Below are 23,313 nucleotides of genomic sequence, written 5' to 3'. Positions count from 1 at the left end.
GGTTATGATTCTATGCCTGTTTGGGTTTTGTCTGATGCAAGCCATGCAGGCTCCAAAGAAGCATGCCAGAAAACGCCCTCATGGTGACCGCGTATATCTTTTGCATGCAGATGAATTGTACTATGATATGTTCGGTAATAATCCTGATGCCCAAATATTGAAAGGTAAGGTCTCTTTCTTGCATCAGGGCAGTCATCTTACCTGTGACAGCGCGTATTTCTATCAGGCTTCTAATTCCGTGAAAGCTTTCGGACATGTCCATTACCGGCAGGGAGACACCTTGTCACTCACTTGTAATAGAGCAGAGTATGATGGGCAGATGCAGATGATGAGAGCACGCAAGAATGTGGTCTTGCATCATCGTCGGCAGACTTTGCGTACTGATAGCTTGGATTTCGACCGCTTGTATAATATGGCAAACTTCTTTGATGGCGGAACGCTGATTGATGGTAAGGATAAGCTGGTTGCCGATTGGGGTGAGTATCATACCGAAACGCGTGAGGCTAAGTTTGTCTATAATGTCAAGTTGCGCAGCGGAAAGGATGTTGTTACCACCGATACTTTGTATTACGATGTCCGTAAGTCAAAGGCTCACATGGTAGGACCTTCTAAGATTGTTTCCGGTGCAAGTGTTGTCAAGACTGAAAATGGATATTATGATACCAAGACCGATAGAGCGCAGCTTTACGGGCGCTCTACGGTTGTAGATAAAGACAAGACGCTTACGGGTGATACGCTCTATTATGTAAAGGATGGGGAGAGTACCGGATATGGCAATGTGGTTTATGTAGACAAGAAAAATAAAAATTCCCTGACTTGCAATTATCTGCGTTACAACGAGAAAACCGGTAATGGCTTTGCCACCCGCAATCCTGTAGCGATTGACTATTCGCAGAAAGATACCCTTTGGGTTCATTCTGATACCATGCGTATCAATACCTTCCATATCAATACCGATTCGGTATACCGTAAGGTGCATGCTTATCCTAAGGTCCGTGCCTATCGCCTGGATATGCAGGCCATCTGCGATTCCCTGGTTTTCAATTCTCAGGATTCCTGCATGACCATGTATAAGGATCCTATCGTCTGGAATGGAAACCGTCAGTTGCTGGGTGAGAAGATTCTGGTCTTCATGAACGACTCTACCGTTCGTTTTGCCCATGTCATCGGACAGGCGCTGTCTGTAGAGCAGATGCCGGATAGTGTTCATTTCAATCAGATCAGTTCTTCTGAGATGAAATCTTACTTTGAAAAAGGTGAGATTAAACAAGGAGAGTCTATCGGTAATGTGCAGACCATCTATTATATGACGGATGATAAGGACAGTTCGCTCATTGGCTTGAATTATCTGGAGACCGATACCATGCGCATGTATATGGGACCGGGCAGGAAGATGGAGAAAATCTGGACCAATAAGTTTACGTCTACCATGTATCCTATGACGCAGATTCCGCCGGCAAAATATAAACTTAACAATTTTGCCTGGTTCGAGGATTTGCGTCCTAAAGATAAGAATGATATCTTTGTATGGCGTGGTAAATCCAAGGGCTCCGAACTCAAGAACATTAAGCGTCATGAAGCTCCACTTCAGAAACTGACTGACTGATTATAATGAAGCATCATTTTCTTATATGATTAATATTTAGAGATGAGTGATATTATTCAACTTTTACCCGATTCTGTTGCCAATCAGATAGCAGCAGGTGAGGTTATACAGCGTCCGGCTTCAGTTATCAAGGAGCTGGTCGAAAATGCAGTCGATGCGGGTGCCAGGAATATCCATGTCACAGTTACCGATGCTGGCCGTACCAACATCCAGGTGATAGATGATGGAAAAGGTATGTCTGAAACAGATGCTCGTTTGGCTTTCGAACGTCATTCTACGTCCAAAATCCGCAAGGCTGATGATTTGTTTGCTCTTCGCACCATGGGCTTCCGTGGCGAAGCTTTGGCGTCAATAGCTGCTGTGGCTCAGGTAGAACTGAAGTCACGACAGGCTACCGACGAGATAGGAACCCTGATACAGATTTCTGGTTCCCGATATGAGAAACAGGAGCCATGCTCCTGTGCTGTGGGAAGCATCTTCTCTGTCAGCAATATCTTTTATAATGTACCCGCGCGAAGAAAGTTCCTGAAGTCCAATTCTACAGAGTTGAACAATATTCTGACGGCTTTCGAGCGGATTGCATTGGTAAATCCTCAAATCACCTTTACTTTACATAGCAATGGTACCGAAGTATTCAATTTGCGTGCCGCTAATTTGCGTCAGCGCATTCTCGATGTCTTCGGCAAGCGTTTCAATCAGGAACTCCTGCCGGTAAATGTAGAAACCACTATGTGTAAGGTGTCTGGATTTGTGGGCAAACCGGAATCTGCCAGAAAGAAAGGTGTGCATCAGTTCTTCTTTGTCAACGGGAGATACATGAAACATCCTTATTTCAATAAGGCTGTGATGGCAGCTTATGACCGTCTGGTTCCTCAGGGTGAACAGGTGCCTTACTTTCTGTATTTTGATGTAGATCCGAAGGATATTGATGTGAATATCCATCCTACGAAGACTGAAATCAAATTCGAGAATGAGCAGGCTATCTGGCAAATCCTCTCGGCTTCGGTCAAGGAGTCCATCGGTATGTTCAATGATGTACCTACCATTGATTTCGATACCGAGGATAAACCGGACATCCCTGTTTATAATCCAGAGATGAGTACGGCTGCTGCGGCACCGAAGATCAGTTTGAATCCTGGTTATAATCCGTTCAAGTCTTCCTCTTCCACGGGAGCAGGCTTCTCTGTTCCTAAGTCAAAGCCTCAGGTGGATGAAAAATGGGAACAGCTTTATGAAGGACTCAAAGATCAGGATGATGTGCAGGGGATGGAGCAGACCATGGTGTTTTCCGATGATTCTAGTCAGGATAATACGCCAGACAGTATCATTGCAGAGAAATCGCCAGCCCATTATCAGTATAAAGGCAAGTATATCATGACTGCGGTAAAATCGGGATTGATGATTATCGACCAGCATCGTGCCCATGTGCGTGTCTTGTTCGAACAGTATTTGCGCCAGTTGGCTGACCGGACCTTTCATTCACAGAAAGTCCTCTTTCCTGAGGTTGTGCAGTTCCCGATGTCTGAGAAGGTAATCTTTGAAAAGATCCTGCCTGAAATGGAATCGATGGGCTTTGAACTGGAAGATCTTGGAGGCGGAAGCTATGCCGTAAATTCAGTTCCTGGCGGACTGGAAGGATTGAATCCTCTTAAACTGGTACAGGACATGGTTTCTTCTGCAGTAGAAAAGGGCGTATCAGCCATTGATGAAATCAATCAGACTTTGGCTTTGAGTCTGGCTCGCCAGGCTGCAATACCTCAGGGGCAGATATTGAGTAATGAAGAGATGGAGGGGCTGGTGAATGATCTTTTTGCCTGCCAGAATGTCAATTATACGCCCGACGGAAAGTCGGTACTTTGTATCCTCCGTCAGCAGGAAATTGAGCATCTTTTAGGTTAAAAGCGAGGAAAAATCCCGTTTTTCTTAAAAAAGTTAACGAAAAATGCTATTTTTTTTAGAAAATGAAGGTTATTTCAAAAAATAGTATTATCTTTGCTCCGTCATTCAGAAGGTATATATATATATAAATTGATTTTTAAATTATAAAGTTATGAAAAAGTTATTAGCAGTGCTAGCATTGGCTAGCGTAACAATGGGCAGTATGGCTCAGGATGCAGCAACTACTGAGAAGTATAGCGTTGCAACAAATTCTTTCTGGAGCAATTGGTTTGTTCAGGCAAACGTTGCTGGTTCTGCATTCTGGGGCAACCAGGAAGAGGGCAATGGTTTCTCTAAGAGCCCACTCAAGGGTTTCAGAAACAATCTCGGTTTCTCTGTTGCTGTAGGTAAGTGGTTCACACCAGGTCTCGGTCTCCGTACCAAGTTAAATGGCGTTTGGGGCCGTACAGTAGTTTCTGAGAATAAGTCAACAAATGCAAATAAGTATTGGACTTTGAATGAGCAGGTTTTGTTCAATGTTAGCAATATGTTGTGTGGTTACAACGAGGCTCGTGTTTGGGATTGCATCCCTTACGCAGGTTTTGGTATTAACCGTAACATGAGCGCTAACTGCTATGCTCCTGTAGTTGGTGTTGGTATCTTGAACGAGTTCAAGATCAATAAGAAGTGGGCTGTCAACCTCGATGTAAACTATGCATTAGGTGCTAGCGACTATGATGGTTACACAGGTGTATTGGCAGGTGCTAAGCCTAGCACATCTCGCTCTATCGACAACGTGATTGCAAGACACGACCGTTCTTTGAATGTTGAGGTCGGTGTTACATACAACTTGGGTAAGGCTACTTGGAACAAGGTTCCAGATGTTGACGCTATCAACGCTCTTCATCAGTCAGAACTCGACGCTCTCAATGCTAAGTTGAACGATGCTAATGCAGAGAACGACCGTTTGAAGAATCTCTTGAACAATCAGAAGTCTGTAGAGGAAAAGGCAGTTAAGGAGTATGTTGCTACTCCAGTTTCTGTATTCTTCAACATCGGCAAGTCTAAGGTTGCTTCTAAGAAGGATCTCGTAAACGTACAGGCTCTCGCTCAGTATGCTAAGGACAACAACGCTAAGTTGGTAGTTAACGGTTATGCTGACAGCGCTACTGGTTCTGCAGCTGTTAACCAGAAGATTTCTAAGGCTCGTGCTGAGAAGGTAGCTGATGAGCTCGTTAAGTTGGGTGTTGCTAAGGAGAACATCGTAGTTAAGGCTAACGGTGGTGTTAAGGATTTGACTCCTGCTTCTTACAACCGTCGTGCAACTGTTCAGGTTGGTGAGTAATTATACAGTATATATAATATAAGGTATAAAAATAGAATAGGGCATTCTTCCTCGTGAAGAATGCCTTTTTTGTTTCTTTGAATTTCTTAAAAAGAACTTTTCTTTCTCAATAAGTACCTTTTGGGGTTGAAAGAGGTTTGGCTGTCCCATCGTAAGTACTTTCTCTTGGTTGGCTGTTTTTGGCAATTGAAATGCAAAAACTGACCGTTTCTACCCTGAAAATTGAGGAAAAACACCAGAAAATGCACTTTTTTGAAGAAAAAACGAAAAAAGTTGCTGAAAAATTTGGTGGAACCAAAAAATAGTCGTACCTTTGCAACCGCTTACGAAAAGTAAGGGCGCTTAGCTCAGCTGGTTTAGAGCATCTGCCTTACAAGCAGAGGGTCGGCGGTTCGAATCCGTCAGCGCCCACGGGGGTGTTCCCTGTGATTCACTTTTGTGGTTGCAGGGACTTTTTTTAGAGGGCGTTTAGCTCAGCTGGTTTAGAGCATCTGCCTTACAAGCAGAGGGTCGGCGGTTCGAATCCGTCAACGCCCACAATGGTGAAGGTCTTTCAACAAATGTTGAGAGACCTTTTTTTTATGCTTTTAAATTTATTTATCACTATTTTCTCTGTTTTCTCACGATAATTCATTAATTTTGCACCCTATATATATAATACGTATTGTTATGAATTTAGATTTATTGACTGCCATATCACCAATTGATGGTCGTTATAGGGGAAAAACAGAGCAGCTCGCTAACTACTTCTCAGAGTATGCTCTCATTCGTTATCGTGTACGCGTAGAGATTGAATACTTCATTACTCTATGCGAGTTACCTTTGCCACAGCTTGCTTCTTTCGACAAGTCGCTGTTCGAACGTCTGCGTGACATTTATCGTAATTTTGACGAAAATGAAGCACAGCGCGTAAAAGACATCGAGAAGATTACCAATCACGATGTAAAGGCTGTAGAGTATTTTATCAAGGAAGAATTCGATAAGATCGGAGGCTTGGATGCTTACAAGGAATTTATCCATTTCGGTTTGACATCTCAGGATATCAACAACACAAGTGTACCTCTCTCTGTAAAGGAGGCTTTGGAAGAGTGCTTCTATCCGCAGGTTGAAGAGCTGATTGCACAGCTCCAGACTTATGCTGATGAATGGAAGGATGTGCCTATGCTGGCTAAGACTCACGGACAGCCTGCTTCACCTACCCGCCTGGGCAAGGAAATCATGGTTTATGTTTACCGTCTTACCGAGCAGCTTAATTCGCTCAAGGCTTGCAAGATTACAGCTAAGTTCGGTGGTGCTACCGGTAACTACAATGCTCACCATGTAGCTTATCCACAGTATGACTGGAAAGCATTCGGTAACAAGTTTGTCAGTGAGAAACTCGGTTTGGAACGCGAGCAGTATACCACACAGATCAGTAACTATGACTACCTTGGCGCTATCTTTGACGCCATCCGTCGTATCAACACCATTATCATCGACTTAGACCGTGACTTCTGGATGTATATCTCTATGGATTACTTCAAGCAGAAGATCAAGGCAGGTGAGGTTGGCTCAAGTGCGATGCCTCACAAGGTGAATCCTATCGATTATGAGAACAGTGAAGGTAACCTGGGCATAGCCAATGCCATTCTTCAGTTCCTGGCACAGAAACTTCCGGTTAGCCGCTTGCAGCGCGACCTTACTGACAGTACCGTACTCCGTAACATCGGTGTGCCTCTCGGTCATAGCGTCATTGCTATCCAGAGTACATTGAAGGGCTTGCGTAAACTGATTCTTCACGAGGAAAAACTGCAGGAAGATTTGAATAATACATGGGCAGTTGTAGCTGAGGCTATCCAGACTATCCTTCGCCGTGAGGCATATCCACATCCTTACGAGGCATTGAAGGCGTTGACACGTACCAACCAGCACATGACTGAGGAAACTATTCATGAGTTTATCCAGGGATTGAATGTGAGTGATAGTGTTAAGGCAGAACTGATGGCAATCACACCAAGCAATTATACAGGTATCTAATATACACAAAGGAATTTTGTAGTTTTAGTACATATATATAAGTAAAAATTAGATTTATTAACCCAGCCGTGAGGCTATTAAGTATTTTAAGAAAATGGATTCAGAATTTGAAAACAAACCTCAAGATCAGTCTTCTGAGAATGAGAGAACCCGTGAGGGCTACAACCCAGCAGGTGGTTATCAGAAGAGTTATCGACCAGTAGGTCGCACACAGCGTCCTCGTATCAATTCACATCGCGCATACAGCAGCGACAGAAGTAGCAGTAACAGCGAAGGCGGTTTCCGTCCTGAAGGTTTCGGTGCTGGCTTGCAGAGTACAGGCAGCAGCGAGCGTCCACAGCGCAGCAGCTATCAGAGCCGTGGTGGTTATGGTAACAGCAACCGTGGTGGCTACCAGCCACGTCAGCAGGGAGGCTATCAGTCTCGTCCTCAGCAGGGTGGCTATCGTCCTCGTTACAACAATAATGATGAGCAGGGTGGTTATCAGCCTCGTCAGCAGGGTGGCTATCAGCCACGCCAGCAGGGAGGCTACCAGTCTCGTTCTCAGCAGGGTGGTTATGGCAACAACCGTGGTGGTTATGGTCGTCCACAGGGTGGCGGCTATGGCAACAACCGTGGTGGCGGCTATGGTCGTCCTCAGCAGGGTGGTTATGGCAACAACCGTGGCGGTTATGGCCGTCCACAGGGTGGTGGCTATGGCAACAACCGTGGTGGCGGTTTCCGTCAGCACACTCCTGGTTACGATCCAAATGCTAAGTATAGCATGAAGAAGCGTATCGAATATAAGGAGGAGAACATCGACCCAACAGAGCCATTGCGCTTGAACAAGTTCCTCGCCAATGCTGGTGTATGCTCTCGCCGTGAGGCTGATGAGTTCATCCAGGCTGGTCTGGTAACTGTCAATGGTGAGGTAGTTACCGAGTTGGGTACCAAGATTCTTCGTACCGATGAGGTGAAGTTCCACGACGCTCCTGTAACTTTGGAGAAGAAGGTATACGTATTGCTCAACAAACCAAAGGATTATGTTACAACCAGCGATGATCCTCAGCAGCGCAAGACTGTGATGGACCTCGTAAAGGATGTTTGTCCTGAGCGTATCTATCCTGTAGGTCGTCTCGACCGTAATACAACAGGTGTACTTCTCTTGACCAACGATGGTGACCTGGCTTCTAAGCTTACTCACCCTAAGTTCCTGAAGAAGAAGGTTTATCACGTTCATCTCGATAAGAACCTGACTGCTCACGATATGGATCAGATCCGTGAGGGTATCACCTTGGAAGATGGTGAGATCAAGGCAGATGCTGTAGAGTATGCTGATGATCGCGACAAGGCACAGGTTGGCATCGAGATTCATAGTGGCAAGAACCGTATCGTGCGCCGTATCTTCGAGAGCCTCGGCTATCGTGTTACCAAGCTCGACCGTGTACAGTTCGCAGGTTTGACTAAGAAAAATCTCCGTCGCGGTGACTGGCGCTTCCTTACTGAGAAGGAGGTTGACATGCTCCGCATGGGTGCTTTTGAATAAGGATAATAAGATATAATAAGAAAGGAGACTATCTGTTTAGTCTCCTTTTTAACCTATTAATTAACAATGGAAAAAGTAAAAAGAACTAAAGTTGTAGACTTGCTCAAGAGTACAGCCTACGGCTCAATCGTGAATGTCAAGGGATGGGTTCGTACCCATCGTAGTAGCAAAGCAGTCGATTTTATCGCTCTTAACGATGGTTCTACTATTAATAATATTCAGATAGTAGTCGACCCATCAAAGGTCGATGAGAATCAGCTCCGTCAGATTACTACCGGTGCTTGTATCAGCGCCGTAGGTACGCTGGTAGAAAGCCAGGGTGCCGGACAGAGTGTTGAAATCCAGTGCGAGAGCATCGAGATTTACGGTCTCTGCGGCAGCGACTATCCTATGCAGAAGAAGGGACAGAGCTTCGAATACATGCGTCAGTATGCTCACCTCCGTCTTCGTACCAATACCTTTGGTGCCGTGATGCGTATCCGCCATAACATGGCAATGGCTATCCACACTTACTTCCATGAGCATGGATATTTCTATTTCAATACTCCGCTCATCACAGCCAGCGACTGCGAGGGTGCTGGTCAGATGTTCCAGGTAACTACCAAGAATCTCTACAACCTGAAGAAGACCGAGGATGGCAAGATTGACTATTCTGATGATTTCTTCGGCAAGCAGACTTCCCTGACCGTTTCCGGTCAGTTGGAGGGTGAGCTCGGTGCTACAGCACTTGGCGCCATCTATACCTTCGGTCCAACCTTCCGTGCAGAGAACAGTAATACTCCTCGCCACCTGGCTGAGTTCTGGATGGTAGAGCCAGAGGTTGCTTTCCTGGATATGGATGGTTTGATGGAGTTGGAGGAAGACTTCATCAAGTATTGTATTCGTTGGGCACTGGAGCATTGCAAGGACGATCTTGCTTTCTTGAACAAGATGATTGACAAGGGTCTGATTGCCCGTCTGGAAGGCGTATTGAATTCCGACTTCGTTCATCTTCCATATACCGAGGGTATCCGCATCCTTCAGGAGGCTATTGCCAACGGTAAGAAGTTTGAGTTCCCATGCGAGTGGGGTGATGACCTGGCTTCAGAGCATGAGCGTTTCCTCGTAGAGGAGCACTTCAAGCGCCCGGTTATCATGACCAACTATCCTAAGGCTATTAAGGCATTCTATATGAAGATAGACGAGGGGGAGAGTGGTTTCGGCGGCAAGAGCGGTCAGACCGTTCAGGGTACCGACGTACTGTTCCCACAGATTGGTGAGATTATCGGTGGTTCTGTCCGTGAGGAGAGCTATGACAAGCTGATGGGTGAGATTGAGGATCGCAACATCCCTATGAAGGATATGAACTGGTATCTCGATACCCGTAAGTATGGTTCATGCCCACACGCAGGTTTCGGTCTCGGTTTCGAGCGTCTGATTCTCTTCGTAACCGGTATGCAGAATATCCGCGACGTGATCCCATTCCCACGTACACCAAAGAACGCAGAATTCTAGAATAAATAAATGAAGCCTGTTTCGATTCCCTTCGAAACAGGCTTCATTGTTCTATTCATTGGAACGCTTGGTGTATCGACTGAACAAAACAAGGGCTTTTGCGTTCAATATGGCCCCTTTTTTCGTCTTTTTATCACCAAAAATGGAAGTGAGGCTTACTTTAGATTCAAAAAAGGCTCTTTCGAACTTCAAAAGAGCCTTACTTAATAATGGGTAGGATGCTTCTGAAACTGCGTCACGACGTAGCTGTCACTGCATCGTGACGTAATTTCTCCTGCATCGTTGGCGGAATAACTCTCCCTCCCTCTCATATACTGATAGCTTCGATAAGCAAATCGTTGTATCTGTCTATCACATCGTCATTGATACTTTTCCGATATTCACATCAATGCCAGTATATATGATAAGGTGTAGGGACTCCAGCCAGTTTAAGTAAGCAGATGAAATCATGTACGTCATTTAACAAGTTCATATGTTTCATTGCGTCGATAGATATGGCTGCGTTGGGTTAAAGATACGACTGCGCTGGGCGGAAGATTCGATTTCGTTGGGTTAAAGATTCGACTTCGTTGGGTGGAAGAGTCAATTTCGTTGGCTGAATAATATGGCTGCGTTGGCTGAACGAAGTAGCTCAGTTAGCTGAACGAAGCACTTGAGTTATCAGATGAGACAGCTTGGTGTAATACGATTTACTCATACATTCGTATCTAGATGGTCCCTATATATAATAAGGTGTAGGACCGCCAATCTCCCCTATATATAATAAGGTGTAGGTTTTATATCGGCAAAATGGAGAAAAACAGGGAAAATGGACTGGTTAGAAGCCCAATATGGGGGCTATTTTATAAAAAACATAAGAAAAATAGCCTTTTTTTGAAAAAAAATGCTCAAAAACTTGCAAGTTTCGAAAAATATACTTATATTTGCAACATGAAAAATCTCCCGGCTGGAGATATGGTAAAAACAATAAGAACTGAGTGGCGATAAAAAGCTACAATATTTAAGAACAATAAGAACTGAGTGGCGATAAAAAGCCACACGATATATAAGAACAATAAAATAACTTTTCTAAGAGGACCTTTGAAACTGAAAAAAAGAACTTTTCTAAGAGTGCAGACTCTTTTCATCAAACGGAACTCTTAATTCGATATAGAGAATTAATTAATAACTTCCTGCCGAAAGGCTAGGAAAATCGTATAACTTTATAAATTATTACCGTATGAAAAGAAAGTATTTTAGCGCGCTGCTTATGGGTGCATTGACAATTGCCTCGGTAAGCACATTTACTTCTTGTAAAGATTACGACGATGACATCAGCAGCTTGCAGTCTCAGATTGACAAGTTGAATGAGATGGTAAGTAAGATCCAGGGTCAAATTGACAATGGTGCAGTCCTGACAGGTGTTAACCCTGTAGAAAATGGTGTTAAGCTTACCTTGAGTAATGGTGCTATTTACACTATCACAAATGGTAAGGACGGAGCCAAAGGTGCTGATGGCGCTGCTGGCGTTCCTGGTACTCCAGGTAAGGATGCTGACATTTGGAAGATCGGTGACGATGGCTTCTGGTACAAGAATGAAAAAAAGACAGATTGGAAGGCTGTTGGTACTGATGGTGCTGCCGGAGCTGCAGGCACAGCTGGTAAGAATGGTAAGTACTATGTTCCAAATCCACAAACCGGTACATTCTTCGTTTATGGCGATGGTGATAAGGATGCATATGATTCAGGTGTTTCTTATCTTGCTTCTGGTATCATTACCGCAACTTGGTCTAAGGATGTCCTGACATTGAATGGCGTTAAGAATGAAGCTGGTGAGCAGATCGTAATTAACCTTACTACTGATTTGAAGGCTCTCGTATTCAGTCCAGAGTACTATTATGAGGGTATCGAAGCTTTCGAAATGGCTACTTACAAGTTCAAGCCAAAGACAGTCGAGAAAGTTGATCCAGATGGAAATTATAAGACAGATGCTCCTACAACAGCACCTGAATTCTTCAACTATGCTCCTGATATGACTGCTTCTTATTTCCTGAACCCAGCTAATGCTAAGGTAGAGGATAAGGCTGAGCTGTTCAGCTTCATTTCAACTGATAAGAAGTATGTTACTCGTGGTACTGAACCAAAGCGTGACTTCAGAGTAGAGAAGGTTGACTTGTCTAAGAGGGGTATGGTAACCGTTCACACTAAGTACAATGGTGATGCAGTTAAGAGTCTTGCTGCTGATAATCAGGTTACTGTTCTTGCATTGCAGTATAAGGGTGTTAACGGCACTGTTACATCTGATTTCGCTGCAGTTAGAGCTACAGCATACACAGATTTGCAGTTGAACTTGGCTAGTGATCCTCATGCTTGCAATCACTTGTATGCTACAGCAGCGAGGGCTATTAATAATCCTGCACAGGCTAATCTCAAATATAATGACGATAAGGGTATTGACCTTCGTGAGTTGATTAATACCGATCGTGTATATCAGGGAGGAACCTGTCAAGGTTGGGACAAGAATGCTAAGGAAGACCTTGTAAAACAGGCTGGCTTTAAGTATTCATTCGAACTGGTTGGTTATCACAAGGGTATAAATGAAACATCGCAGAGTGCTCATGCAGCTATTGCTGCCGATGGTTACACAATGCGTGCCCAGATGCCTGAAGGTGGTAAGCAGCAGCCTTATGGCTATTCTGCAGCAGAGGCAAACAAATTGCAGAATCCGGCTACTATGAACCGTGAGCCACTGGTACGTGTTATCTTGACCGATACCGTTAACAATAAGATTGCTAGCGTAGGTTACCTGAAGTTCAAGATTACTGATAAGGATACTCAGGATCAGCAGCAGGTATTCCCTATGGCAACTGTAACTACTCCTTATACCATCGATTGTGATGATGACAACGTCATGAAGCAGGATTTGAAGTGGTTCGATATCGAGGAGCAGATTATCGCTCAGTTGTCTTTGTCTAAGACTCAGTTTGAGACAACTTACGACTATGAAGGCGATGCATTAGATCTTGATCAGTTTGATAAGGCTGAATTGAACGCAACTGCATTGCTTCCTGTTAATAAGATTGGTGTTGTTCAACATACAACTCAGGACGTGAATGGTACAGAAACAGAGGTTCTTAAGTGGGCTGTTAATAATCAGAAGGCTTATGCTGCATTCAAGTCAGGTAAGACTAGCCTTACAACTTACATACGTTTCACCAAGAAGACAGATGCAACAAGCGTAGCTAAGCCAGATTATGTAAACAGCGCTGACAAGTACGTTTATGTTAAGTTCACTTGGACTCCATCTGCTATCAATTTGACTCCAAGCACTGCATTTGATAATGGTAGTAAGCTTGTTTCTTACTGGTATGGTGCAAATAAGTTGGATGCTAATTCTGGTTTCGCAGAGATCCATGGTAACGTAGAGGCAGTTGGCTCTACTGATAATTTGAAGAATGGTGCTGAAACTGCTGCTGCTAACGACGAGTTCGTATTCAATATCAGCAATACATTGAAGGGCAATAAGCTTGCTGTCAATGAAATGAAAGCCCCTTATGCCGGTCTCAACTCTAAGTTGGTTCTTACTTATGAGTTCGTTACTGGTCATGGTCTCTATGCAAATGCTGCTGGCGACAAGATCTTTACTGATCCGCTTCTCGCTAATTTGGTTGCTACATTGAACAAGACAACTGGTGTCGTTTCAATGAAGGGCTGTAGCGATGCAGCTAAGGAGAAGTTGAATGCTTATGCTCCTAAGACTGGTGAAGTTAACACTTTGGATAAGGTTCTTACAGCAAGAGTTAAGGTTGTAGCTACAATGTGCGGCAACATCGATGTTCCTGTTGACAATAAGGAATTTGATGTTAAGTTCATCCGCCCTATCAGTATTACAGATGCTACTGCTAAGTTCGTTGATGGTGTAACAACTACTGCTCCATTGAAGCTTACATTCGTAGATTGGCGTGGTTACAATTTCACAGGTACTCGCGTTCCTACAGCTAACTACTTCACTTACTATGGTGTTAAGAGTATCGCTCTTGACATTCCAAATGCTAAGACCAACTTGAACAATAATTGGAATGACAAGTTGAGTGAGTTGACAAGCAAGATCAAGCTTGCCTATGTTGCTCCAACAGAGGCTCAGATTGCTGCTGAGGACTTCGGTACTATTACTTATAGCAACAATGGTAGTACAGTTGGTACATTCCAGGTTAAGATTCCTGCAACCGTAACTTACGATTGGGGTGAGTTGAAGACTGAGGTTGTTGTAACTGTCGAGAAGACTCAGATCGGTGGTGCAAAGAGAAAGTAAGATTTAGTTTTTACTAAGTAAATATTGAAATGAGGGCAGGCATGACTGTACGGCATGCCTGCCCTTTTAAATAAGGGATAGATTATGGTTAAGAAATTAAATGGAATCGTTTGGGCTTTTTTATGCGCCCTTCTGTTGATAGCATTTGCTGGTTGTTCTGACAAACCTAAAAAGGACAATGGGCTTACTGGTTTTGAACAAAACTTAACCAATAAAGATTCTGTTGAGGTTACTCAACTTGTTAATACATTCTTCCAATATGCAGAAGCAGGTGATTATGGTTCTGCTGCAGGCATGTTGTATAAAAACAATGTTGATTCTGTATACGAAGAACCACAGCCTCTGAGCAACGAAGAGATGGCAAGTATAAAGAACATGTTGTCTGCACTTCCTATCAAGAGTCATACCATTGACTACATCAAGTTTAAAGAGGTTTATAATAACGAAGTGAAATGCACTGCTCTTATTATGGAAGCACATGATAATGTTCCTGAAATCAAGACAGCCTTTTATTTCAAGCCAATAGACCATCTGGGTAAATGGAGGCTGTGCATGGTTGATAGCCGTCGTGGTGATAAGACCATCATCACCCCAGAGCAGAAAGATTCCATGCAAAATCTATACAACAAAGAAATGAGAGACAAGAAACGCTCTCAAGGTAAAAAATGAAAAGATTAGTTCTGATTATTATTTCACTTATCGTCACATGTTGCCAGTTACAAGCTAAAGACAAAGAAGGGACCATAGCATTTGGTAAAACTTCATTCAACTTTGGTACTTTTCAGAAAAGTACAATCAGAAAATGTGTCTTCCCATTCAAGAATACTGGAAATGCTCCTATTAGCATTAGTGCAGCTGAAGTTACCTGTAATTGCACAACTGCTACTTATACAAAAAGTCCCATCATGCCAGGTAAAACAGGATATGTGACTATTTATTATAATGGAAGGAATTACGGTACTGGACATTTCCGTAAGACGGTTGACATCAGGTCAACAGCCAGTAATGGACTTGTCAGACTGGTAATTGAAGGTATAACTAAATAATTATCAAGATTATGAAATCAATTAAACTGCTCATGGCAACGGCCATGCTCGCCATCGGCTCTACAGCCGCTATGGCGCAAGCATCCTACACAGACAAGGATGGAAACGAATATCAGTTTAAGCGTCACTGGTTTCTGGATGTTCAGGCTGGTGGGCAATATACTGTGGGTGAGGCAAGCTTCTCAGACCTGCTTTCTCCTAACTTCCAGGGTGCCATCGGCTACCAGTTCTCTCCTGTTTTCGGACTCCGTGGTCAGATAAACGGTATCTGGAGCAAGGGCGGATGGAACGGATACAAGGCTACCAAGGACGGTACTCCGTATACCGCCAGCTACAAATGGAAATATGTAGCTCCGGGTGTGGACTTTATGTTCAACCTCTCTAACCTCTTCTGTGGCTGGAACCCGAACCGCGTGTTCAGCGCTACAGCCTTCGTAGGTGGTGGTATCAACTGGGCTGGAGCTAACCAGGAGGTAAACGACCTGGCTGCCAACATCAAGAATCAGAGCAACTATCTGCTGGAATATCTCTGGCAGGGAAAGAAGGTTCGCCCTTACGGCAGAGCCGGTATCGACCTGGAATTCAAGGTAAGCAAGGCTGTGAGCATCATGCTCGAAGGCAATGCCAACATGATTTCAGACAAGTACAACTCTAAGAAGGCAGATAACCCTGACTGGTACTTCAATGCACTGGCAGGTGTACGCATCAACCTGGGCAAGAGCTATACCAAGAAGGCTAAGCCGGTAGAGGAACCTGCTCCGGCACCAGCTCCTAAGCAGGAATATGTAGCTCCTAAGCCAGAGCCTAAGCCAGCTCCTGTAGAGAAGAAGATAGAGGAGATTCGCCGTGACATCTTCTTCACCATCAATTCTTACAAGATTGCTCCTTCTGAGGATGCTAAGATCCGTGAGGTGGTTGACTTCCTGAACAAGAACACAGAGGCAAAGGTTGTAGTAACCGGCTATGCTGACAAGGGTACAGGCAATGACGTCATCAACGACCGCATCGCTGCCAAGCGAGCAGCAGCTGTGGTTTGGATGCTGACAAAGAAATATAATATACCTTCAGAGCGCATTACAGAAGAATCTAAGGGTGCACGTGTGCAGCCTTTTGCAGAAAACGCAGAGAACCGTGTAACGATCATGATCGCTAAGTAGTACGGTAAGTTTATAATGCGACAATCAATTATTTTAATTGGTGGCGGGGCATCCTCAGGGTGCCCCGTTTTTCTTTCAGATATCCCTTCCTTCTCCTGCTCATTTTGTTATTTTTTCACCATTTCTTGCAGTTTCTCAATATTTTGTTGTACCTTTGCACAAAAATAATAATAAATTGCAAGAAAATGGGAAAGATTATATTGACGGGCGACCGTCCTACAGGTAAACTTCACCTGGGTCATTACATCGGCTCTCTGCAGCGCCGAGTACAACTTCAGAACGCTGGCGACTTCGACAGAATGTTCGTTTTCATGGCAGATGTTCAGGCTTTGACTGATAATGCCGACAATCCTGAGAAGATTCGACAGAACATTACAGAGGTGGCTCTTGACTATCTCTCTGCGGGCCTCGACCCACAGAAGTGTACACTCTATATCCAGAGTATGATTCCTGAGTTGGCTGAGTTGACTACCTATCTGATGAACCTCATCAGCGTATCTCGTGTTCAGCGTAACCCAACCGTGAAGACTGAGATCAAGATGCGTAACTTCGAGGCAAACATTCCGCTCGGTTTCTTCTGCTATCCTGTGAGTCAGGCTGCCGACATCACCGCTTTCAAGGCTACAACCGTGCCTGCCGGTGAGGACCAGGAGCCTATGCTGGAGGTAACCCGCGAGTTGGTTCGCCGCTTCAACCAGACTTATGCACCTGTATTGGTAGAGCCGGAGATTCTGCTTCCAGAGATTGCCTGCTGCCGTCGTCTTCCAGGAACTGACGGTAAGGAGAAGATGAGTAAGAGTCTCGGCAACTGCATCTACATGAGCGATGATGAGAAGACCGTTTGGAAGAAGGTGAAGAAGATGTCTAACGGTGAGCCACGTATGAGCATGGAAGAGCCTGGACATCTGGAGGGCAATGCCGTGTTCACCTATCTCGAGGCATTCTCTACACCAGAGGACTTCGCTGAATTCTGGCCTGAGTTCAAGACTTTGGATGAGTTGAAGGAGCAGTATGTGAAGGGTGGTATCGGAGACGGCACCTGCAAGAAGTTCCTGAACAGCGTCATCAACAAGATGCTCGACCCAATCCGTGCCCGCCGTCATGAGTTTGAGCAGGATATTCCTGAGGTATTCAACATCCTGAAGAAGGGTAGCGAGGATGCCCGCGAGTTTGCAGCCCAGACCATGGATGAGGTTCGCAAGGCTATGCGTATCGACTATTTCAGCGATGCTGCCTATATTGAGGAGCAGGCTGCGAAATTTAAGGTTTGATGATGATGTAAAAGATAGAAATATAAAGTGAAAAGGCAAAAGTTATCGTCAGCTGGTAACTTTTGTCTTTTTTATATTATTATGATATGTTTTTAACGCAAAAAACAAAATAATTTCTTTTCTTATCCTTTGTTCTCGTTTTTTTTTCTTATTTTTGCAAACAGAATAAATAAAAGAAGCAGAGTATAATGAAAATGAGAAAAATGCTCCAATACAGACTTGCTGATTTAGATAGTATGCTGGTATTGCTCTTCGCTTTTTTGCAACCCATCTCGGCTCAAAAAGCTGATGACAATGTGCATATATTGCAATGCAATGATAGATACGTCTTCAAAACTGATGACGCAGGTAAGACTATTGTTGTTAACACTACGGATTATGAGTATGGTGTAACCCAATATTCCGCTCTAGTTCAACCATGTGCTTATTACGGAGAGTTTATTCGTTTGGACAAGGCACAGTGTAAGGGGTATGCACAATACAAGTCAGCCATTCCTCGTAATGTCTTTTACGATGATACCAAGATTTGCTACTTTAGCTATCAGATTCCAAAGGTTGGCAAGACTCTGAAGGCTTCTTTTACTCGAACCTATCTCAATCCTATTTATTTCACAACTATTCCTTTGTGTGAAGCTAATTATGTAGAGCATAAGAAGATAGAGGTAATCAAGCCAAAAGCCTTCCAGCAGTTTCGGATAAAAGAATATAATCTTCCTGCTGGTATAGAGAAAAGTACTACATGTAATGCAGAGGGAGATTCCGTTTTTACTTATGTGATTCATTCCTTACCTGCACAGCTGAGAGAACCTAATTCTCCATCTTGGGGATATAGTGCTCCTCATCTCTTGGTGTTGGGAGCATTCCAAAGTCTGCAAGATATGTTTGTCTGGTCTCATCAGTTGGCTAATGTGGATTGCTCTATTCCTAATCAAGAAGAAATACTAAGAGAGATACAGAAAGGGGCAAAAAACGATTATGACAAGATAGCCAATACTTATGCCTGGGTACAGCAGAATATCAGATATTTGGCTTTTGAGGCAGGCATTTCTGCCCATCAACCGGCAACACCTGCTGAAACTATTCGTAAGCGTTATGGTGATTGCAAGGCTATGGCTCTTTTGCTCAAAACCTTGCTCAAGGCGCAAGGCTTTGATGCTCGTCAAACGGATATAGGGACATGGGATGTACCTTATTCTTTGCAGGAAAATCCTTCTATTGCATCTATTGATCATGCGATATGTACGGTTTTCTATCAGGGAAAGCCATATTATCTGGATGCTACGAATCCATATGTTCCTCTAGGCTATGTGCCAGACAATATACAAGGAAGGATGGCTTTGGTAGAAGACGCAGATAGCTTTCGTATGAATAAGTTACCTGAGCTGGCTGCTGATTCTTGCTTTTCTTCTATAACATATCAGGCAACCTTAGAATCTGGGGATGATGGAAACTACGATATAAAGGGAAAATTGTACTCTAAATGGAAGGGCGATATGAAGTCTTGGATACTAGTGGGGAATGACGCTACGGCACAAGATGAAAAAGAGAAGGCCTTGGTGGCAGCGATGGGGGCTGGTGAACGATTGGATAAGATTGGGGATATAGTGATGACGGGAAATCGTCCTCGGGATGAGTCTTTGAATATCACTGCTTTTTTTATGAAAAAGGGAGCTGGGCAACTGGTTGACGGTAGTGTTTATTTAGATGCCAATCTCGATGAGAGCCTTTTTCTGACTCCAGTGGATACAACCAAACGGGTTTCCGATTACATGATAGACTTGCGGTCTAAGGAAGTACGTGATGTAAAGATTTTGATTCCAGAGAAAATGGAGGTCAGTAGTCTCCCCGCACCTTATCAGATTCATACTGCATGGGTTGATTTTTGTCGCACTTATTCTCAAACAGGCAATCAGATTGTTATGCATAAGGAGTGTGTAATACACCACAGACGTGTTCCGCGAAGCGAAATCCCTGCTTGGAATAAGATTATAAGTGATTGGGGAGCAGCTTGTAATGAGCAAGTAGTATTAAAGGAAAAATGAGTTAAATGTATTATTCATAGTCAAAAAGTTGAATTATGGGAAAGATTAAAGTAATCCGAGTTGTCTTCACTATTCTGTTGGTACAGCTCTTTACGTTGTCAGTGAATGCTGACGAGAAAGCTGATTATTTGAAGTTGGCGCAAAAGGTGCGGCAAGAAGTTTGGAGCAGTACGCCTGCTGACTTTCAAAAACGAACGGTTCCCGACAGATACAAGAATGCTTCGGCCGTCATACTATCTTATTATCGGGAGTTGAGCACGGATTATTATCGTAAGGCAACGGCTGATCTGGTGCTCAATCTTCGCCTTACTCGTCAGATAGACTGTACGGATATGGAGCGTATGTTAATTCAAATCAATGACAAAAAGGCGTTGAAGGATTATTCTGAGTTTACTTTCAAGACGAAAAGTAGAAAGTGGACCTGGGGATATCATCATAAAACGCAAACGGTGCTTGGCATTCGTGTTATAAAGAAGAATGGTAACGTACAGGAAGTAAGTTTAGATGACTATGTAGATGTCAAGGAAGGCAAAAATGACAAGGACTTGAGTCAGAAGATAGCTGTGCCTGGTTTGGAAGTGGGAGATTGTATTGATGTCTTTTCTCTAGACCAAATAGATACACAGGAACAACAGCTGGATCCTTTCTATTTTGTTCTTCGTCAAGACGAACCTGTCCTTTATACCAAGGTTCACTGTGTGCTAGACCAAAGTCTTGCCACCGTCTATCGGACGATGAATGGTGCCCCTGATTTTACTCAGACCACAGACAAGGACAAAAATGCAGTGCTTGATATGGTTATGGATAAGCCGGTAGATGCAGAATCATCCATTTGGTATAATTCTTTGGAGCAGTCACCTTTTATAGAGATGTATATTACCCCGACCAAGGCTAAAGTGGCAGTAGTAGAGAAGGCTATGCGCAAAAAAGGTGTTCGAGGCAATCCTGATGTAACACCAATCCTGCAAGACGATTGGAAATTGCTGAAATCTTATGTGTCTAAGGGGGGATATTCTCCTGCTGGTCTTCCTAGTACGTATAAGAGCGTCTTCAAGTCTGCCAAAAAAGAGGGGATGTCTGCCGAGGAGAAAGCTGACCGTATTTATTCTTTTGAGTATGTTAGTAGTGGATCTTCTCAGAGGGCTTTTAATACAGTGGCTAATTATTTGCGTAAATTGGGCGTGGAAATAGAAATGGGCATTACCACTCCGTTTGGTGCATTGCCTGTTGATAAACTGATTAATTATAATTCTACATCTTGGTTCTTCCGCCTTAAGGGAACTGATATGTACTACTTCCCTGGGACTTATCCTAAGGTTGCTTCCGAGATACCTTATATATATCAAGGAAGAAAGGCGTATATGCAAGATTCCGAGGAACAAATAACGATACCTGTGAGTCAAGCTGAAGACAATAAGTCGGTGAATGATATGGTGGTTAAACTTGATGGTACTAAACTTGATATCAGTAGGAAGGTAACTTATTCGGGTGAACAGAAAATGTACGGTCAGTCTTTGGTGAGTCCTGATAACACGCTTTTTGGTTCAAGCCAACTTGAAGCTTATTGGCGATATTTGAAATACGACGACAAAGATCCGTACTCTTGTTATACTAAGAAGGAATCTGTTGAATTAAAAGGAGCTTTCAATGAATATCGGAAAAATGCCATAGATCCGTTTAAGGCTGAAATCAGTAGTTATCACGATGCTGATCCTGTGCAAGTCGGTGGCTATGGAGTAGATTGCGTGGGAATCCGTCGAGATAGTTCTAACTTTGTTTATCATGTAGATTATGTGATGGATGGAATGGTGAAACGCGCTGGAAATAACTATTTGTTGTCGGTAGGTAAGTTAATAGGAAGTTCGTTGAAACTAGAAGGCAAGGATCGAGAGCGTATCGATGATGTTTGGCGCAAGATGGCGTTTGTTGATGAATGGAATATAGAGATTCCGTTGCCGCAAGGATATAAGGTCTCTGCTGAAGCATTAAAGAAGATTGAGACTTCGGTGGCTAATGAGTGTGGAGAATTCACGGTTAAGGCTACCGCTGGAAATGAAAGTGTAAAAGTGTATGTGCGCAAATGTTTTGCTCATAGAGTGGAACCTGTCTCAAACTGGAGCAAACTGTTGGCTTTGGTTGACGCTTGTAGTGCTTTCGCTGATAAGCAGATGGTAATAGCGAAATGAATGTAAGTTTATTGAGTATATTTTTAAATTCTAAAAGAGGTGGTTACAGTTTGAAGGTCATATACCAGTAAAACTAAATGAGGTTTAAGAATTGAAAAAGGTGAATAAACGAATATTGCAATTAGCGGTGCCGTCGATAATATCCAATATCACGGTACCGCTTTTGGGTTTGGTTGATGTCGCTATCGTCGGGCATATCGGTGATGCGGCTTACATCGGAGCCATTGCCGTGGGGTCGATGCTATTCAATGTCATCTACTGGCTTTTCGGATTCCTGAGAATGGGAACCAGCGGAATGACTTCGCAGGCTTTGGGAAGGAGAGATCTGGCTGAGGTGCTGAGGCTCCTGGTGCGCTCTCTGAGTATCGGTGTGGGAATAGGAGTGCTGTTCTTCGTTCTCCAGAAATGGCTGATAGGCTGCGGACTCTGGGCGATGTCGCCGGAAGCGGATGTCGTGGAACTGGCACGAAGATACTGTTATGTCTGTATCTGGGGAGCCCCGGCAGTGCTCGGACTCTACGGATTTACGGGCTGGTTTATCGGTATGCAGAACACGCGCATTCCGATGATGGTATCGCTGACGCAGAATGTGGTGAACATCATAGCCTCCCTGCTGCTGGTCTTTGTCGGCGGTATGACGGTAGAAGGTGTGGCGCTCGGAACAGTCATTGCCCAATGGTGGGGATTCCTGATGGCATGTCTGTTCTATCGTATCTGTTATCGCCGGTTAAGCAAGTATGACTATCGCCGGCATCTCTTTGCTGCCGAACCGCTGAAGCAGTTTTTTTCGCTCAATAAGGATATCTTTCTCCGCACCCTCTGTCTGGTGGCGGTCAACCTCTTCTTTACGGCGGCAGGTTCCAGGGAGAGTACCATCGTGCTGGCTGTGAATACGCTGCTGATGACGCTCTTTACCATCTTCTCTTATTTTATGGATGGTTTTGCCTATGCGGCAGAGGCGTTGAGCGGCAAGTATTACGGAGCCCGAAACATGGGGGCATTCCGCGAGGTGGTCAGAAGAACGATGGGTTTTGGAGCTGTCGTGGCTGTAGGTTTCACCTTATTATATATAGTGGGTGGCGAGAATTTCCTCTCTTTGCTCACGAGCGATAAGCAGGTGATAGCTGCATCGGGCGAATATTTCTGGTGGGCTGTGCTGATTCCGCTGTCTGGCATGTCGGCATTCGTCTTCGATGGCATCTTTGTAGGCATCACCCAGTCTAAGTCGATGCTCTGTTCTACCGCCGTAGCCTCGGCTTCGTTCTTCGGTCTGTTCTTCGGCTTGCATCCTTTCCTGGGCAATCATGCCCTGTGGTTGGCCTTCATTCTCTACCTTCTGTTGAGGGGAATCGTACTGTTCGTCATTTACCGTAAAAAACTGCGGTAAATGACGAATTGTGGTATGCTCGGCATGAGCTTATTCTAATGGGTGCAAGTCCCTAACAAGCCCTAATAG

At 44.1% G+C, this 23,313-nt stretch carries 14 protein-coding genes and 2 tRNA genes; all 16 read left to right on the top strand.

All coding sequences use genetic code 11. The annotated features are described in order from the left end of the window. Nucleotides 1-4 precede the first annotated feature (4 nt). The 16 genes from F7D47_RS03520 to F7D47_RS03445 all read left to right on the top strand — a co-directional run bounded on the left by F7D47_RS03520 (nucleotide 5) and on the right by F7D47_RS03445 (nucleotide 23,244). Entirely contained in the window at nucleotides 5-1,606 is a 1,602-nt protein-coding gene (locus F7D47_RS03520) for an OstA-like protein (RefSeq protein ID WP_022121325.1), read from the top strand. 42 nt (nucleotides 1,607-1,648) lie between these two features. Next, a complete protein-coding gene (mutL, locus tag F7D47_RS03515) occupies nucleotides 1,649-3,505 on the top strand; it encodes a DNA mismatch repair endonuclease MutL (protein ID WP_022121326.1) in 1,857 nt (618 codons plus the stop codon). A 151-nt stretch (nucleotides 3,506-3,656) separates the two neighbouring features. Next, nucleotides 3,657-4,829 (top strand): OmpA family protein, encoded by a 1,173-nt coding sequence (locus F7D47_RS03510; protein ID WP_022121327.1) that lies wholly within the window; start codon nucleotides 3,657-3,659, stop codon nucleotides 4,827-4,829. A 336-nt stretch (nucleotides 4,830-5,165) separates the two neighbouring features. Further along, nucleotides 5,166-5,240, top strand: a tRNA-Val gene (locus F7D47_RS03505). A 51-nt stretch (nucleotides 5,241-5,291) separates the two neighbouring features. After that, a tRNA-Val gene (locus F7D47_RS03500) sits at nucleotides 5,292-5,366 on the top strand. A gap of 132 nt (nucleotides 5,367-5,498) precedes the next feature. Beyond that, a complete protein-coding gene (gene purB / locus F7D47_RS03495; protein ID WP_022121328.1) occupies nucleotides 5,499-6,845 on the top strand; it encodes an adenylosuccinate lyase in 1,347 nt (448 codons plus the stop codon). A 94-nt stretch (nucleotides 6,846-6,939) separates the two neighbouring features. After that, nucleotides 6,940-8,370 carry a pseudouridine synthase gene (locus tag F7D47_RS03490; protein WP_022121329.1) on the top strand — a complete coding sequence of 477 codons (1,431 nt, stop codon included), beginning with the start codon at nucleotides 6,940-6,942 and terminating at the stop codon, nucleotides 8,368-8,370. Nucleotides 8,371-8,436: 66 nt separating this feature from the next. After that, nucleotides 8,437-9,864: an asparagine--tRNA ligase gene (asnS, locus tag F7D47_RS03485; protein ID WP_153086045.1), complete on the top strand. Its 1,428-nt coding sequence runs from the start codon at nucleotides 8,437-8,439 to the stop codon at nucleotides 9,862-9,864. Between the two features lie 1,219 nt (nucleotides 9,865-11,083). Further along, on the top strand, nucleotides 11,084-14,155 hold the full coding sequence (locus tag F7D47_RS03480; protein WP_153086044.1) for a PL29 family lyase N-terminal domain-containing protein: 3,072 nt from the start codon (nucleotides 11,084-11,086) through the stop codon (nucleotides 14,153-14,155). A gap of 84 nt (nucleotides 14,156-14,239) precedes the next feature. After that, nucleotides 14,240-14,824, top strand: a complete 585-nt coding sequence (locus F7D47_RS03475; protein ID WP_153086043.1) for a hypothetical protein — start codon at nucleotides 14,240-14,242, stop codon at nucleotides 14,822-14,824. Next, on the top strand, nucleotides 14,821-15,201 hold the full coding sequence (locus F7D47_RS03470; protein WP_119229753.1) for a DUF1573 domain-containing protein: 381 nt from the start codon (nucleotides 14,821-14,823) through the stop codon (nucleotides 15,199-15,201). The genes F7D47_RS03475 and F7D47_RS03470 overlap by 4 nt, the downstream gene beginning before the upstream one ends. Before the next feature lie 11 nt (nucleotides 15,202-15,212). Beyond that, complete coding sequence (locus F7D47_RS03465) at nucleotides 15,213-16,358, top strand: OmpA family protein (protein WP_153086042.1); 1,146 nt, start codon at nucleotides 15,213-15,215, stop codon at nucleotides 16,356-16,358. 185 nt (nucleotides 16,359-16,543) lie between these two features. Then, nucleotides 16,544-17,629 carry a tryptophan--tRNA ligase gene (gene trpS, locus F7D47_RS03460; RefSeq protein WP_117695026.1) on the top strand — a complete coding sequence of 362 codons (1,086 nt, stop codon included), beginning with the start codon at nucleotides 16,544-16,546 and terminating at the stop codon, nucleotides 17,627-17,629. A 194-nt stretch (nucleotides 17,630-17,823) separates the two neighbouring features. Beyond that, nucleotides 17,824-19,671: a transglutaminase domain-containing protein gene (locus F7D47_RS03455; RefSeq protein ID WP_194252557.1), complete on the top strand. Its 1,848-nt coding sequence runs from the start codon at nucleotides 17,824-17,826 to the stop codon at nucleotides 19,669-19,671. 35 nt (nucleotides 19,672-19,706) lie between these two features. Continuing rightward, nucleotides 19,707-21,857, top strand: a complete 2,151-nt coding sequence (locus F7D47_RS03450; RefSeq protein WP_153086040.1) for a DUF3857 domain-containing protein — start codon at nucleotides 19,707-19,709, stop codon at nucleotides 21,855-21,857. 91 nt (nucleotides 21,858-21,948) lie between these two features. Beyond that, nucleotides 21,949-23,244: an MATE family efflux transporter gene (locus F7D47_RS03445; protein ID WP_153086039.1), complete on the top strand. Its 1,296-nt coding sequence runs from the start codon at nucleotides 21,949-21,951 to the stop codon at nucleotides 23,242-23,244. The last annotated feature ends 69 nt before the right edge of the window (nucleotides 23,245-23,313 follow it).

Source organism: Segatella copri (assembly GCF_009494835.1).
Lineage (GTDB): Bacteria > Bacteroidota > Bacteroidia > Bacteroidales > Bacteroidaceae > Prevotella > Prevotella copri_F.
Note: the sequence above shows the minus strand (reverse complement) of the source record. Positions and strands in the feature narration are given on the sequence as shown.